12 protein-coding genes are annotated in these 13,402 nt (G+C 61.7%); 7 read left to right on the plus strand and 5 right to left on the minus strand.

Annotated features, from left to right (window positions below):
- A partial coding sequence (locus tag HYT87_06670) for a hypothetical protein (protein MBI2059440.1) occupies nucleotides 1-106 on the plus strand: 106 nt, incomplete at its 5' end.
- The gene (locus tag HYT87_06675) at nucleotides 103-4,026 is read left to right on the plus strand and encodes a hypothetical protein (GenBank protein ID MBI2059441.1); all 3,924 of its coding nucleotides are present in this window, start codon (nucleotides 103-105) and stop codon (nucleotides 4,024-4,026) included. The genes HYT87_06670 and HYT87_06675, both read left to right, overlap by 4 nt.
- Nucleotides 4,027-4,088: 62 nt before the next feature.
- Here the strand turns inward: HYT87_06675 and HYT87_06680 are convergent, their stop codons facing one another.
- The 5 genes from HYT87_06680 to HYT87_06700 are packed head-to-tail and all read right to left on the minus strand — an operon-like array spanning nucleotide 4,089 to nucleotide 9,112.
- On the minus strand, nucleotides 4,089-6,257 hold the full coding sequence (locus HYT87_06680; protein ID MBI2059442.1) for a bifunctional (p)ppGpp synthetase/guanosine-3',5'-bis(diphosphate) 3'-pyrophosphohydrolase: 2,169 nt from the start codon (nucleotides 6,255-6,257) through the stop codon (nucleotides 4,089-4,091).
- Nucleotides 6,244-6,468, minus strand: a complete 225-nt coding sequence (locus HYT87_06685; GenBank protein ID MBI2059443.1) for a DNA-directed RNA polymerase subunit omega — start codon at nucleotides 6,466-6,468, stop codon at nucleotides 6,244-6,246. Before HYT87_06685 ends, HYT87_06680 begins: the two co-directional genes overlap by 14 nt.
- 49 nt (nucleotides 6,469-6,517) lie before the next feature.
- On the minus strand, nucleotides 6,518-7,111 hold the full coding sequence (gmk, locus tag HYT87_06690; GenBank protein MBI2059444.1) for a guanylate kinase: 594 nt from the start codon (nucleotides 7,109-7,111) through the stop codon (nucleotides 6,518-6,520).
- Nucleotides 7,112-7,119: 8 nt separating this feature from the next.
- A complete protein-coding gene (locus HYT87_06695) occupies nucleotides 7,120-7,533 on the minus strand; it encodes a hypothetical protein (GenBank protein MBI2059445.1) in 414 nt (137 codons plus the stop codon).
- Between the two features lies 1 nt (nucleotide 7,534).
- The gene (locus HYT87_06700; GenBank protein MBI2059446.1) at nucleotides 7,535-9,112 is read right to left on the minus strand and encodes a citramalate synthase; all 1,578 of its coding nucleotides are present in this window, start codon (nucleotides 9,110-9,112) and stop codon (nucleotides 7,535-7,537) included.
- 280 nt (nucleotides 9,113-9,392) lie between these two features.
- On the opposite strand from HYT87_06700, the gene queC reads away from it, so the two are divergent.
- The 5 genes from queC (at nucleotide 9,393) to HYT87_06725 (ending at nucleotide 13,369) form a co-directional block, all read left to right on the plus strand.
- Complete coding sequence (queC, locus tag HYT87_06705; GenBank protein ID MBI2059447.1) at nucleotides 9,393-10,082, plus strand: 7-cyano-7-deazaguanine synthase QueC; 690 nt, start codon at nucleotides 9,393-9,395, stop codon at nucleotides 10,080-10,082.
- Between the two features lie 78 nt (nucleotides 10,083-10,160).
- Nucleotides 10,161-10,907, plus strand: coding sequence for a 7-carboxy-7-deazaguanine synthase QueE (locus HYT87_06710; GenBank protein MBI2059448.1), 747 nt, complete (start codon nucleotides 10,161-10,163; stop codon nucleotides 10,905-10,907).
- Nucleotides 10,908-10,954: 47 nt separating this feature from the next.
- Entirely contained in the window at nucleotides 10,955-11,695 is a 741-nt protein-coding gene (locus HYT87_06715) for a chlorite dismutase family protein (protein ID MBI2059449.1), read from the plus strand.
- A 35-nt stretch (nucleotides 11,696-11,730) separates the two neighbouring features.
- Nucleotides 11,731-12,486, plus strand: a complete 756-nt coding sequence (locus HYT87_06720; GenBank protein ID MBI2059450.1) for a hypothetical protein — start codon at nucleotides 11,731-11,733, stop codon at nucleotides 12,484-12,486.
- Nucleotides 12,487-12,601: 115 nt separating this feature from the next.
- The gene (locus tag HYT87_06725) at nucleotides 12,602-13,369 is read left to right on the plus strand and encodes an outer membrane lipoprotein-sorting protein (GenBank protein MBI2059451.1); all 768 of its coding nucleotides are present in this window, start codon (nucleotides 12,602-12,604) and stop codon (nucleotides 13,367-13,369) included.
- The last annotated feature ends 33 nt before the right edge of the window (nucleotides 13,370-13,402 follow it).

Consider the following 13,402-nt stretch of genomic DNA (forward strand, 5'->3'; position numbering starts at 1 on the left):
CACGGCGGCAATGCTGAACTGGCCTAAAGACGTCGCCGTGGACTCGAACGGGGATTTCTACATCGCGGATTCCGGCAACTTTCGCATCCGGAAGGTCGCGCAATGAACAAGAGCGTCATGCGCCATGGGTCATGCGTCATGAGCGATGGAGATGTCCGAAGTATTCGTAGGGGAGCATCTTCAGATGCTCCCTCTATTCGGGAGGGTCTAAAGACCCTCCCCTACGTTCTGAAGGGTCTAAAGACCCTCCCCTACATCGCTCTCCTGCTGCTCCTTGCCCCCTCCTGCAACCGAGGACCCCAAACGGCCGATGAACGAGGCTTGTCCATGCAGACCGCCCTGCCGGTCTCGCCGGAAGCGGCGGCGGCCCTCCTGACCATCTCCGAGGCGGACGGGCTGGCGATGGACGTGCAGGTCAACGGCATCCAGGCCGCCTCGGGCGCCTCCATGGGAGTCCGGGCAGGCGTGCGCGGAGGTGTAAGAGGCGGAGTCAGAGGCGGGGTACGAGGCATTCGAGTGCGGTCCGGCGTGATGCCGGCCGTACTCTCGACATTGTCGGTGGACAGTACGTCCGCGATGGGAATGAGAGTGCGGAGACAGGCCCCCGGCGGCTCCGAAGATTGTAGGGGAGCATCTTCAGATGCTCCCTCCGAATCGGCCATACGCCGTAGGGGAGCATCTTCAGATGCTCCCTCCGAATCGGGCGGATCTAAAGATCCGCCCCTACGTTGCTCCGCACTTCGCACTTCCCCGGAGGAAGAAGCCGAAGTCACCTTCGCACTCGAATCCGACAAACCCGTAACCATTCCGTCGGAGGTCCTGATCGCCGCCCAAGAACCGCCTCCGGTGCAGCCGGCGCCCGATCTCTTCACGGTGATGCGGAAACCTTTGGTGACACTCCGCGTTCGGCCAAAGAGCAGCCCGGAAACGCCCCTGATCGAGGCCAAGGCATCGCTGGACCCCGCTACCACATCAGCGGGGGGCACGGCCTCCGTGCAGCCCAACGCGGAGGACGTCGAACTGGTAGACTCCGACGGCAACGGTACTTCGTCGCTTATGGAGGTGGCCGTACTCGTAACGAAGGGCCTCCCGCTGGATCAGGCGGTCCAGATCGCCAACGACCCCACTTCGGAACTGAAGCCCACGGCGGAGGAGGTGAAGACGGCCTTCACGGTCATGGCCGCGAAGCTGGAGCAGAAGGCGGCCGCCGATCTGAAGGGTCAGGGAATGGAGGTCGAGGCGCCGAAAATCGACGTGGAGACGCTCGATGTCACGCCGCCGGACACGGCGCTGAGCGCCGTGAGTGGCCAGTCGCCAGTGGTCAGTGGCCAGTCGGTCGCAAGCGGAGAAGAAATCACCTTCACGTTCACCTGTACCAAGCAAGACTGCACATACGTTTGCGACCTGAGCGGGCCGGCGGGGGCGTTCAAATCGAAGACCTGCGCGACTCCATTCGTCCTCACCACGCCCGGCGCGTCCGCCCTCGGCGCCGCCTCGGCCGAGTTCACCTTGCGCGTGACCGCCTCCGATTCCATGGGCAACCGCGACACCACCCCCGCGGAATTCAAATACACCATTCAGGCCCCAAAGGGGGACACGACGCCGCCGGACACGGCGCTCAGCGCCGTGAGTGGTCAGTCGTCAGTGGCCAGTGGTCAGTTGCTGGACAAGACAGAAATCACGTTTGCTTTCTCCTGCTCCGATCCGGTAGCCGCACCCTTTACGGGTGCGTTTTCGGACGCAGGCGTGAAGCCTGCGGCTACCTGCACGTTCCTGTGCAAGCTGGACACCCCCGCCGCGACGGGCACCTTTGCGTCCTGCGCCTCGCCTTACACCGCCAAGCCGGATAGGAATGGCGCGTACCACTTCGCCGTGGCGGCGGTGGACAAGGCCAACAACAAAGATTCGACACCGGCCGAGTTCACGTGGACGGCTGCCTTCACCGGGCCCTCCGTAACCATCAGCTCTCAGCCGTCGGCGGCCAGCGGTTCGACCAGCGCCACGTTTGCCTTCAGCTCCACAGACACCTCCGCCACGTTCGAGTGCGACCTCGACTCCGGCGGTTATGCCTCCTGTTCCTCTCCCCACTTGATCACTGGACCACTTTCTTCCGGCTCGCACACTTTTTCGGTCCGCGCGAAAGACACCGTGGGGAACGCCGGTTCCGCGGCCACGGCCACGTGGACAATCGACCTGGCCGCGCCCACGGCAACGATCAGTTCCACACCGTCATCCGTCAGCGGGTCCACGTCCGCCACGTTTGTCTTCAGCTCCACCGACACATCCGCCACCTTCACGTGCGACATCGACAGCGGCGGATACTCCTCCTGCACGAGTCCGAAGACCTACACCGGCCTGTCCTCCGGTTCCCACACCGTAAGCGTCCGGGCCACCGATACCGCCGGCAATACAGGCACGGCCACCTCCACTTGGACGATCGACCTCACCGCCCCCACGTTCGGCGGCCTCACCTCGGCCACCGGCGCCTCAACAACCCAGATCAACCTCTCCTGGTCGGCCGCGTCGGACGGCGTCAGCGCCGCGTCTGCGATCGTCTACACCATCTGCCAATCCACCACGACCGGCTCGTGCGGTTCGTCGTTCACGACAACCTACACGACGTCCGCGGGAGCCACGAGTTACAGCGTGACGGGCTTGGCGGCCGATACGAAATACTTCTTCGTAGCCCGCTCGGAGGACGGCGTGGGCAACCGGGATTCCGGCACCACGGAGGTGAACGCGAGAACGAGAGGCTATGTTTCAAGGCTTGCGTCGGTCAACCCCGGCACCACCGGCCTCCATATGTGCGCCGTCCTGAACGACAACACGGTGCGATGTTGGGGCAAGAATACCACGGGTCAGTTGGGCCAGGGCGGCACGAACGACCTGGGCGACGGCGCGAACGAAATGGGGAGCAACCTGGCGGCCGTCAGTCTGGGATCGGGGCGAACCGCCACCGCGGTCGCGCCGGGATCGCAGCACACCTGTGCGCTCCTGGACAACGGCACGGTGAAGTGCTGGGGATCCAGCAGCCAAGGTCAGCTCGGTCAGGGCAACGTGAACAGCCTGGGCGATGGCGCGAACGAAATGGGCGACAACCTAACCGCCATCAGCCTGGGAACGGGACGGACGGCCACCGCCGTCGCCGCGGGCGACGAACACACCTGCGCCCTTCTGGACAACGCCACCGTCAAGTGCTGGGGGGATGGGGCGTGGGGACCGCTTGGGCAGGGCAACGTGAACGATCTGGGCGACGGCGCGGGCGAGATGGGCGACAGCCTCTCCGCCATCAGCCTCGGTACGGGCCGCACGGCGCTGGCCATCACGGCGGGCGGCGCCCAAACCTGCGCGCGCCTCGACAACAGCACCGTCAAGTGCTGGGGGTTCGGCGGCCAGGGGCAGCTTGGAACGGGCGCTGCGAACAATCTGGGCGACGGCGCGGGCGAGATGGGAGACAACCTCTCCGCGATCAGCCTTGGCACGGGCAGGACGGCCACGGCCCTCGCCACCGGGCACGATCACTCCTGTGTCATCCTGGACAACAGCACCGTCAAGTGCTGGGGCTTCAACGACTCCGGCCAGCTCGGCCAGGGCCACGCGAACGACCTAGGCGACGGCGGGGGCGAGATGGGCGACAGCCTCTCGGCGGTCAGCCTGGGCACGGGCAGGACCGCCACCGCGCTCTCCCTGGGCTACCGGCACACCTGCGCGCTCCTGGACAACGCCACCGTCAAGTGCTGGGGATACAACAATGTGGGCCAACTCGGCCTGGGCCACACCAACAACCTCGGCGACGGGGCGAACGAAATGGGGGACAACCTTTCCGCCGTGGACCTCGGCACGGGGCGCACGGCCTTGGGAATCGCCTGCGGGAACAACTTCTCCTGCGCCCTCTTGGACAACTACACCGTGAAGTGCTGGGGGGGGAACGCCTCGGGGCAGCTCGGCCAGGGGAGCACAAACAACCTCGGCGACGGCGCAAGCGAGATGGGAGACAGCCTCCCCATCATCAGCCTGACGCCTTGATCCATCGGCTCATCCACATAATCGGTGACAGTATACTCTAATTCAACAAATAAAGTATACTGTCACCGATTATCGGCGGCTTCGCGGACGCGCTCCACGGTGATGACGTCCGGCAGTTTCTCAATCGCCCGGATGACGGTGTGGAGCTGATCCGAATCGGACACCATCAATTCGAAAATCTGCACGGCCTTGCTGTCCTGCGTGGTGTAGATCCGGGCGGAGAGAATGTTCGTCTTGGTCTTGGAAATCACCTTGCTTACCTTGGCCAGGAGACCGATGCGATCGGAAGAAAAGACTTTCACCTTCACGGGCATCGCGTTCCGCTCCTTGACATCCCACTTCACATCCACCCGGCGCTCCGGATCGTGCTTGAGGGCGTTCGCGCACGACGCGGAGTGGATGCTCACGCCCTTGCCGTAGACCATATATCCCACGATGGCCTCACCCGGCAGCGGGTCGCAGCACCGGCCGAAATGAACGAGAACGTCCGACTTTCCTTCGACCTTCACCACGCCCGGTGAACGCCCCATCGCCCTCATGAAGATCGTTTGGATGGGGCTGATGATCTTCTGCGTGAGGTCCCGCTTCACCTCCACGTTGGGAACGACCCGGTCCGCCACCTCCCCTGCGCTGACCTTGCCGAATCCGATCTTCTGATAGAGCCTCTCGATCTGGCCCGTTTTGAGTTCCGCCAGGAGGCCCGTCAAGGCGCCGTTGTTCATGACTTGATCCAGAGTCAGCTCCCGCTTGAGCAGCTCTTTCTCCAGCAACTCCTTCCCCAAACCTTCGCTCTTGGTCCTTTCCTCCCGTTTGACCCACCGCCGGATATGGCTCCGAGCCCGCGCGGTGACCACGAAATCGAGCCACTCCTTCAACGGCATCTGCTCGGCATTCGTGATGATCTCGACCGAATCGCCGTCGTTCAGCTCGTGCGAGAGCGACACGAGCCGGCCGTTCACCTTCGCGCCCACGCAGTGGCTTCCAAGATTGGAGTGGACGCTGTAGGCAAAATCGAGGGGCGTGGCGCCTTTGGGAAATTGCCGGATATCTCCCTTCGGAGTAAAGACAAAAATATCGTCTGCATAAAGATCTACGCGCAACGTATCCAGGAACTCATTAGGATCTTGGATGGACTTCTGCCATTCGATCAGCCGCCGGAGCCACGAGAAAGCCTCGTCCTCTTTGCTCAGGTCGTACCGCCCCTCCCGGTACCGCCAGTGCGCTGCGATCCCCTCCTCGGCCACCCAGTGCATGTCCTTCGTCCGGATTTGAACCTCCATCCGCACGCCGGCCGGACCGATCACGGAGGTGTGGAGCGATTGGTACAGATTCGCCTTCGGGAGCGCCAAATAGTCCTTGAATCGGCCGGGGATGGGTGTGTACAGCGAATGCACCAGTCCCAGCGCCTGATAGCATTGGTTCACATTCTGCGTGATGATCCTGAACCCCAGGATGTCGTACAGCTGCTCGAAATCGAGCCCTTCCTCGTCCATCTTTCTCTGAATGCTGTAGACGTTCTTCATTCTGGACTGGAACTCATGTTCGATGCTCATCTCACGCAGCTTCACCGACACCGTCTCGGCCACCTGGGAAAAGAGCGCTTCGTGCTGGTCCTTCAGCTTCTTCAGCTTCAGGCTGATGTTTTTGTACGGCTCGGGCTTGAGGGCCTTGAAGCAGAGGTCCTCCAACTCGCGCCGAATCCAGTCCACTCCCAGCCGATGCGCCAGCGGGGCGTAGATGTCCGTCGTCTCCACGGCGATCTTCTCTCGACGTTCGGTCGGGAGAGCGTCGAGCGTGCGCATGTTGTGGAGCCGGTCCGCCAGCTTGATGAGAAGAACGCGATAGTCCCGCGCGATGTGGAGGATCATTTTCCGGAAGTTTTCGGCCTGTTTCTCCTCCTTGCTCTTGAAGTCGATGCGGTTCAGTTTGGTGAGGCTCTCCACCATGTTGAAGATTCGCCGCCCGAACTGTTGCTCAATCTGTTCGGGCGTGGTGGGGGTGTCCTCCAGCGTATCGTGGAGGAGCGCCGCGGTGATGGACTCCGGGTCCATCTTCATCTGCGTCAGGATGTGCGCGGTTTCGACGAGATGATTCAAATACGGTTCGCCGGAAACGCGAACTTGCCCCTTGTGGGCGCGGGAGGCGAAGACAAACCCCTCCTTGACGGTATCCAGCTGGTCCGGGGTGTACCGCTGGTCGAGGCCTTGGAGGATGTCGCTAAATCGTGCCACCTTCCCCGGGGGCCTCCGGCGACGGCACTCGCTTCTTGACCACGCCTTCGGCGATCTCGCGCAGCGCCGTCACAATTTCCTTATTGTCGCACTCGACCTGCGGGCGCGCCTGCCCTTGGAGAAGCTGCTTGACCCGCTGGCTGGCCATGATGATCAGCTCGAAGCGGTTGTCGATTTTCTCGAGGCAATCCTCGACGGTAATACGAGCCATCAAACCTCCTGACGAAAGAATTGAATCATGGGTTCATTGTTTCAATTAATCATTTCCCGGACCGGACGGACCCAACGCGTTGCCGCTCGGCTGCGACGATGCTCCGCAAGGCATCGACCGTTTCGTGGATGTCGTTGTTCGTCACGCGGTAATCATACCTCTTTGCGCGGAGAAGTTCATCTCGCGCCACCCTCAGTCGTTTTCGAACCTCCTTTTCCGGCAGGGCGCCCCGATTCCGAAGCCGATGCTCAAGCTCCCTCATCGAGGGCGGGAACATGAAAATCAGAACCGTGGAGGGATCACGGCGCTTCAGCGCTCGCCCCCCCTTCACGTCGATCACACACACGACGTCCTTCCCTTTCTTCCAAATCCGCTTCACTTCACCCATGGGAGTGCCGTAGAAGAAGCCGAAGACTTTCTTCCACTCGATGAATGCGCCGCGCCGCGCCTCGGACCGGAACCGGGCGGGTGTCACATACTCATAGTCCCGCCCGATCCTCTCGCCCGGACGCGGCCCCCGGGTGGTCCACGAGACACTCCGCGCCAACCGCGGGTCTTTCCGCAGAAGCCGGCTCACCACCGTGCTCTTCCCCGTTCCCGAGGGCGCCGAGACCACAAAGATCAGACCCCTTCCGCGAGGCATCGGCCTCCTCATTTCAACTCACCGAAGTGACGCAGCACGTCCAAGGACTTCCCGCCGATGCCCGGGACGCGGTCGATATCGCCCCACGTGAGAGGCCGGCCCAACGCTTCGCGAAGGTCCACGATCCGCGATGCCGCGGGCCCGTCGATTCCAGGGAGGGCGGACAGATCGTCGCGCCCCGCCGATCGGAGATCCATTTTCATGAAGAAGAGAAGGCCCCGAACCGGCTGGATCGGGCTCACGTCGAGACGGGTGCCTACCGGGACGACCGCTGGTTTTCCCGTCGAGTTCATTTCGGCCCAATCGCCGCCCGCGGCTTCGGAAACAACCGCGACGGCTGCGTGGGATGCCAAGGCGCTGCTCGCGGCCTGGATGAGGATTCCCATCCCGGCCAAGGCCGCCAACACGCTGTTCCGATCCACGCTACGCGCGTTTCCGGTCTTTGTGGAGCTTGTAGGCGAGACTGTCGACGAGCGCCTGCCACGACGCCTCGATGATGTTGTGGGACACGCCCACCGTGCTCCACGTGTCCTTGTGGTCGCCGGATTCGATCAGCACGCGCACTTGGGCACCCGTCCCCTCGGCCCCGCTGATGACGCGCACTTTGTAGTCGCGCAGCTCCACTTCGCGGATGGATGGATAGAATCTTTCGAGCGCCTTCCGCAGCGCCTGGTCCAAGGCATTCACAGGACCATTCCCCACGGCCGCCGTGTGCTCCACTTCACCATCCACTTCGATCATGATCGTCGCCTCTGCATAGGGCGGCTCGTGCTCGCTCCGTTTCTCGTCGATCACGCGAAAACCCACCAGCTTGAACACCTTGGAACCCTTCCCCATCGCCCGGCGCATGAGCAGCTCGAACGAACCCTCGGCGCCCTCGTACTGGTAGCCGCGATTTTCGAGATGCTTCAGTTCGGTGAGGAGGCTCTTGACGGCTTTGTCCTTTGAATGGATGTCAATGCCGTACTCCTGCGCCTTCGAGACGATGTTTCCGCTCCCCGAGAGGTCCGATACCAAAATCCGCCTGCGGTTGCCGATGAGGGCCGGATCGATATGCTCATACGATTTCACGTTCCGCCGGACGCCGCTCACGTGCATGCCGCCCTTGTGCGCGAAGGCGGCGTCCCCCACGAACGGCTGGTGCTTCGGCGGCACCATGTTGGTCAGCTCGAAAACCGTTCGCGAGACCTCTCTCAATCGACGAAGATTCTCCCTGCCGATCGTCGCACGGCGCATTTTTAACTCCAGATTGGGAATCACCGAACACAGGTTGGCATTCCCGCACCGCTCGCCGATCCCGTTGATGGTCCCGTGCACCTGCGTGGCGCCCGCCCGAATGGCCGCCAACGCGTTCGCCACCGCCAGCTCCCCATCGTTGTGCGTATGGATGCCCACGCCCTGTGTGAACCGGGCGCATACCTCCTTGGTCACTTCCTCCACCTCGATCGGCATGCTCCCCCCGTTCGTATCGCACAGAACGAGCCAGCGGGCGCCGCCCGATGCGGCGGCTTCCAGCGCCGCCATGACATACTCCGGATTCTCCTTATATCCATCGAAGAAATGTTCCGCATCAAAGATAAGTTCCGATGAATACTTTGAGAGATACTTCATGGTCTGATGGATGCAGTTCAGATTACGTTCCAGAGAGGTACGCAGCACGTCCCTCACGTGCAGGGTCGATGTCTTGCCCACGATGGCCAGGGCGGGCACGTGCGCGCCGATGAGGGCCTTGAGCATCGGATCACGATCGGGCTTGATACCGATTCGGTGCGTCATGCCAAAGGCGACCAGCTTGGAGTGGCGCAGACGTGATTTCCGGGCCTTCTTGAAAAACTCGATATCGCGCGGATTCGATCCGGGGTACCCCCCTTCGATGTAGTCGATGCCCAATTCATCCAGCAGGTGCGTGATCTTGAGTTTGTCCGCCGCGGAGTAGGCCACATCCTCGCCCTGCGTGCCGTCGCGGAGCGTTGTGTCGTAGATGTACACTTTCTCGCCCATAGGTGCGCGATCTTACTCGGCTTGACCGGCGACGTCAAAATCCGCTCATTGCCAAGCGTTCAGCTATCAGCAGTCAGCTTTCAGCTTCGGGACAGGAAGGAAGTGCTCGTGTCTTGTATTCCCCTCCTGATCCGAAGCTGTGTCACATGCCGCGTCGTCCTGAGCGCGGCGACATTGCACGGTCCCATGCCTTCCGTAGCATGGGGCTGATGGCTGAGAGCTGACCGCTGAACGCTTACCCTCATTGAAAGGCACATCGGATGGGGGTAACGTTTCCTCCATGGCCAAGAAAGCCGTGGTGCTGTTAAGCGGCGGTGTGGATTCGGCCACGACGCTCGCCGTGGCCAAGGGGAAAAACTACCTTCCCTACGCGCTGACGTTCGACTACGGACAGCGCCACGCCGTGGAGATTGAAGCGGCCAGGAAGGTGGCGGCGGCGATGGGCGCGGTGGAACATCTCGTGGTGAAGTTCGATCTCAGGGGCATCGGCGGCTCGGCGCTCACGGCGGATATCCCCGTTCCGAAGAATCGCGACGACAAGACGATCCGCTCCGGCATCCCGGTCACCTACGTCCCCGCCCGGAATACGATTTTTCTCTCCGTGGCTCTGGGCTGGGCGGAAACGCTCGGTGCGCGCGACATCTTTATCGGAGTCAATGCTCTGGACTACAGCGGCTACCCCGATTGCCGCGCGGAATTCGTCCGCCAGTTCGAAAGCCTCGCCGCCGTGGCCACGAAGGCCGGCGTAGAGGGGGCCATCTTTCGCGTCCATGCGCCGCTCATCGAGCTTTCCAAGGCTGAGATCATCCGCCGCGGAAGCGGGCTCGGCGTCGATTTCTCGCTCACTCACAGTTGCTACGACCCTGCCCCGACCGGCGCCGCCTGTGGGGCCTGCGACTCCTGCATCCTCCGGCGAAAGGGCTTCGAGGAAGCGGGCCTGCCGGATCCGGCGTGGGGATCACTCCGGTAGCCGCAGGCTTTAGCCTGCGCTTGAAGACGCAGCCTAAAGACTGCGCCTACCGAGGCAAGCGATGCAGGGGGTAGCGGGGTGAAAATCAGCGAGATCTTCGCCTCCATCCAGGGCGAAGGAAAACTGGCCGGCAAGCCGTCCGTCTTCGTTCGAACCAGCTTCTGCAACCTCCGCTGCCGGTGGTGCGACACCCCCTACACAAGCTGGGAGCCCGAATTCGTGACCCGTGACACGTCTCTCGTGCTCCAAGAGGTCCTGGACCTGTGCCGAACGAAGGGCATTCGCCACGCGGTCATCACCGGTGGAGAGCCCTTCCTCCAAGCCCACGATCTCGCCTCGATCAGTTCCGATCTAAGGCATGAGGGAATCCATGTAACCATCGAGACTAACGGTACTATATTCTATCCAGCTCAAGCCGACTTGTTCTCAGTCAGTCCGAAGCTCCGCGGCTCCGTGCCCCAGCCGCCATCATCATCGAACGGCGATTCCGCACCCATCCATTGGCATGATCGTCTCCGGCTCAACGCGGATGCGCTTAAGATGTTTATCGCTCACGCAGGCGCAAATGGAGCTTCGACGCTCGAATTGACCAACCGGATCCAATTCAAGTTCGTGGTGGAGGCCGACCGTGATCTGGATGAAATCGATTTTCTCTCCCGCACACTTCCCATTGATCCGCGGCTTATCCTCCTGATGCCGCAGGTCACAACCCAACCCGACATCGAGATCGCCTATACCCATGTCCGGCGCATGTGCGAACGTTCGGGGTACGGCTTCTCGCCGCGCCTGCACATCGAGAGATTCGGGAACGTCCGCGCCCACTGAGAGACTGCTTTGTTGACTCATGAGGTAATCTTAAATACACTCCCCGAATGACCGGCCCCGAATCCACGAAAGCACCCGCATCGCCCGAGACCAGGAGGCAGTACGTCAACTTCAGGTTCCTTCGGTTGGACCCCGCTTTTCGAAGGCTTCCGCCCGCCCAGCGCAAGAAGGGAAAGCAGGAGTTCCTCGGCGTGTGCGGCCGCTGGGACAAACGCATGATGGTCTATTCGTATTCCACGGTTGGGATTAGGGCCGATTGCGATCTCATGCTCTGGCGCATCTCCTATCGTCTGGAAGATTTCCAGGAGATGTCCTCTGAAATCTTTTCGACGGGCCTGGGGAAGTATCTGACTCCTTCGTACTCCTATCTGGCCATGACCAGCCGTTCAACCTACGTCAAGGAACATTCCCATGAAGACGGCCACGCCAGCCGACTGGAAATCATTCCGGCACAATACAAATATCTCTTTGTTTATCCCTTCACCAAGACACCCGACTGGTATCTCCTGCCCTTCGAGGAACGGCAGAAAATGATGGACGCCCATTTCGCGTACGGCCACAAATACCCCTCCGTCAAGGTCAACACGACATATTCGTTCGGGCTGGACGACCAGGAGTTCGTCGTCGCCTTCGAGACCAACAAACCGGGAGATTTCCTGGATCTCGTGATGGAAATGCGGGCCACCGCCGTTCGCAAGTACACCCTCAAAGACACGCCCATCTTCACGTGCGTCAAGGAGGAGCTTCCGACCATCGCGGACCTTCTGGACTCCGGCGCCCGCTCCTAGTATTCTCACACCGGCCCCGCGTCCGGGGTCGGCCGATGCAAGAAGACATCACGCTCCTGCAACGCGGAACGACGGCGTTCCATCTCCGTCGCGGATGGGAGGATATCGCCCAAGTCATCCCCCTTCCCGCCTTATGGAACCAGCATCGCGGAGAAGCACTGGCGTTTCCCGCGCAAAACGGGACCGTACGAGCCAAGCGTAAATGCCGCGGCGGCCTTCTCGCGCCCTTGCTTCCGGACCTTTATCCCCCATGGAGGGTCGATGCGCTGCTCGCCCGCTACTCGGAAGCCTACCGAAGAGGCTTGCCCTCGGCGCGGCTTGTGGGAGTGGTTTCAGAGCCGGCGGGTCCGCTCATCGTCCGCCTGGCCGTCATCACGGAGGAAATCGCGCCGGCCGAAACGCTCTCCCAGAGGCTCGCGTCGGGCCGTGCCTCCGAAAAAGACATGATCGCCCTCGGAGGGGAGGTCCGCTCGTTGCACCGCGCCGGATTCCTCCACGGCGACTTGAATACGATGAATGTGATCATGCCTTCCCAGGACCGCCCGACCCGACTCCTCGATCTCGACGACGCCCGGTATACCGCCGGCCCGGCTCCCTCCTCCGCCTCCGAAAAAGAAATCATCCGGCTCGCGCGCTCCATCGTGAAAGGGATGCACGCGTCGGACATTTCTTCCCCTGACCCTCTTGCGCGGAGCCTCTTCCGAGGCTATGCGGATGGCGCCGACGACCGGGTCGAAGCCCTTGCGAAGAAATTGGCCGCGACCGTTCGGTTCAGGCGGATCTTCTGGTAGGACGCCGCCCCCCCCCTTCGGGGGAAGGCCGCTCCGGCCGGGATGCGGCGCCGACGGCTCCGGTTCATTGAAGCATTGAGCACGGAAGGCGTTTGTGGTACGGGTACAGACAGCCATGTGGACACGCACGTTCCTCGTAATTCTGTGCCTGCTCACCCTCCCCCCGGCGTTCGCCGAAGAGCTTACCGTCGATCACATCGTCGAGCGAGCCAAGCAGAATGAATTTCCGGACAACATGAGCGCCACGATCAAGATGGTTCTCCGGGACAAGGAAGGCAACGAACGACTGCGCGAGTTCCAGATCAAGCGGCGGGGTCAAGGCGATGACGGCGATGCCGTGATCCGCTTTGTGGCCCCGCCCGAGGTCGAAGGCACCGCTTTTCTCATGAAGAAGGAGAAAGACAAGGACGCCGAGATCTACATGTTCATTCCCGAGTTGAAACGTACCCGGCGCATCGCCGGTGCCGAGAGCAATCGAAGTTTCGTGGGGAGCGACTTTTCCTATTCCGACATTCAACTCTCGCATTTTTCAAAGGGAACACATCGGAACCTCAGGTCGGAGGCCATCGATGGCGCCGACTGCCACGTGGTTGAATCTTCCATTCCGAAAACAGAGGACGAGCCCTACGACCGGATCGTCGCGTGGATCCGGAAGGACAATTTCCTCCCGGTCCAGGTTCTTTTCTACAGCGGTTCCGATCAGCCGAAGAAAAAGTTCACCATCCAGAAGTTTGAGAAGCAGGGGCAGACGCTGGTGGTCACCGATAGCACCATGCAAACGGTGCAGAAGGGACACACCACCCAGATGCAACTGCGCGATCTGAAGCTGGGCGCCCCTCTCAAGGATTCCGAGTTCACCCTGCGCGCGCTTGAGCGCGGGTAATGATCTCCGCGGAGCCTAAAGGCTCCGCAACGC

The organism is Nitrospirota bacterium (assembly GCA_016180645.1).
Taxonomy (GTDB): Bacteria; JACPQY01; JACPQY01; order JACPQY01; family JACPQY01; genus JACPAV01.

Excerpts from the sequence above, each read along its gene's own strand:
- HYT87_06725 (MBI2059451.1), top strand. The coding sequence starts at position 12,602 with ATGTGGACACGCACGTTCCTCGTAATTCTGTGCCTGCTCACCCTCCCC.
- HYT87_06700 (MBI2059446.1), bottom strand. The coding sequence starts at position 9,112 with ATGGGCGAGAAAGTGTACATCTACGACACAACGCTCCGCGACGGCACG.
- HYT87_06715 (MBI2059449.1), top strand. The coding sequence starts at position 10,955 with ATGACCGGCCCCGAATCCACGAAAGCACCCGCATCGCCCGAGACCAGG.
- gmk (MBI2059444.1), bottom strand. The coding sequence starts at position 7,111 with ATGCCTCGCGGAAGGGGTCTGATCTTTGTGGTCTCGGCGCCCTCGGGA.
- HYT87_06675 (MBI2059441.1), top strand. The coding sequence starts at position 103 with ATGAACAAGAGCGTCATGCGCCATGGGTCATGCGTCATGAGCGATGGA.
- HYT87_06685 (MBI2059443.1), bottom strand. The coding sequence starts at position 6,468 with ATGGCTCGTATTACCGTCGAGGATTGCCTCGAGAAAATCGACAACCGC.
- HYT87_06720 (MBI2059450.1), top strand. The coding sequence starts at position 11,731 with ATGCAAGAAGACATCACGCTCCTGCAACGCGGAACGACGGCGTTCCAT.
- queC (MBI2059447.1), top strand. The coding sequence starts at position 9,393 with ATGGCCAAGAAAGCCGTGGTGCTGTTAAGCGGCGGTGTGGATTCGGCC.